The sequence below is a fragment of the Mesorhizobium sp. M1E.F.Ca.ET.041.01.1.1 genome (assembly GCF_003997355.1).
Taxonomy (GTDB): Bacteria; Pseudomonadota; Alphaproteobacteria; order Rhizobiales; family Rhizobiaceae; genus Mesorhizobium.
Map to the genome: position 1 here is coordinate 1 of NZ_RZSL01000988.1, position 1,382 is coordinate 1,382.

At 65.7% G+C, this 1,382-nt stretch carries 1 protein-coding gene; it reads right to left on the bottom strand.

All coding sequences use genetic code 11. The features are described 5' to 3' along the window. Positions 1-46 precede the first annotated feature (46 nt). Positions 47-1,382, bottom strand: a 1,336-nt coding sequence (locus EOA38_RS36665) for an ACT domain-containing protein (protein ID WP_127301506.1), incomplete at its 5' end; no start/stop codon positions are given.

The following is a 1,382-nucleotide window of genomic DNA, read 5'->3' on the forward strand; positions in this document are numbered from 1 at the left end:
GCGGTGGATGACTGCCTGCGCAATTGCGTCAAATGGATGGTGATGATCACTCGGCGGCCGCCGCCTTGGCCTTGCCGTTGCGTTCGGGCGCGTTGCCGTCCAGCGTGTCGATCAGCCGTTTGTGGATGGTGGCCGTGCGCGTCGGGCTGTCGATCTTCTGTCCGGTGAGGTCGGTGACGTAGAAGGTGTCGATCACCTTTTCGCCGAAGGTGGTGATGTGGGCCGAGGCGATGTCGAGCGAAAGGTCCGAAAGCGCGCCGGTAATCTCGGAAAGCAGGCCCGGCCGGTCCAGCCCCTCGATCTCGATGACGGAAAAGCGGTTCGACAGCGTGTTGCGGATTTCGGCGCGCGGCGGAATGCGGAAAGCCTTGGCGCCGCGCTTCGGCTTGGTGCGCTTCTCGATCATCTCTGGCAGCCAGCTCTTGCCGGACAGCACGTCCTCGATCAGCCGCCCGACGCGCTCGGCACGACGACGCTCGTCCTCATCGAGGTCAAATTCCCTCGAGATCAGGATGGTATCAAGCGCGCGCCCGTCCGAGGTGGTGAAGATCTGCGCGTCGACGATGTTGCCGCCGGCCCCCGCGCACGCGCCGGCAATCACCGAGAGCAGGCGCGGATGGTCCTGCGCGAGCACTGTGATTTCGGTCACCGCCTCGAATTCGTGCGTCTTCACCATGGTGGCGAGCTTCTTGCCGGCGGCGTCCGCCTCGCGGATGAATTCGGCGTGGCGCAACTGGTCGGGCAGGTCGACGGTCAGCAGATAGTTCTCGTAGTGCTGGGCGACATAGCGCTTGCGTTCTTTCGCCGGCCAGGCGGAGAGCGCCTCGGCCAGCCGCTCGCGCGCCGCCGCGGTGCGCTCGGCGCGCGACACCTCGGAGAAGCCGCCGGTCAAGAGCAGCTCGGTCTCGAAATAGAGCGTGCGCAGCAGTTGTCCCTTCCAGCCGTTCCAGACGCCCGGCCCGACGCCTCTGATGTCGCAGACGGTGAGGACCAGAAGCAGCTTCAGCCGTTCGACCGACTGCACGATCGAAGCAAAATCCTCGATCGTCTTGCGGTCGTTGAGGTCGCGCGTCTGCGCCGTCATCGACATGACGAGATGGTTTTCGACCAGCCAGGCGACGGTCTCGGTGTCGGCGGCCGACAGCCCCATATGCGGGCAGATGCGCCGTGCGATCCTGGCGCCGGCCTCCGAATGGTCCTCCGGCCGGCCCTTGGCGATGTCGTGCAGCAGCACGGCGACATAGAGCGCCTCGCGGCTCTTCTTCAGCCCCGGCATCAGCGAGTGCGCCAGCGGATGCACCTTGGCGCCGTCGCCGCGCTCGATCTCGGCCAGCACGCCGATGCAGCGGATGAGATGCTCGTCCACCGTATAATGGTGGTAC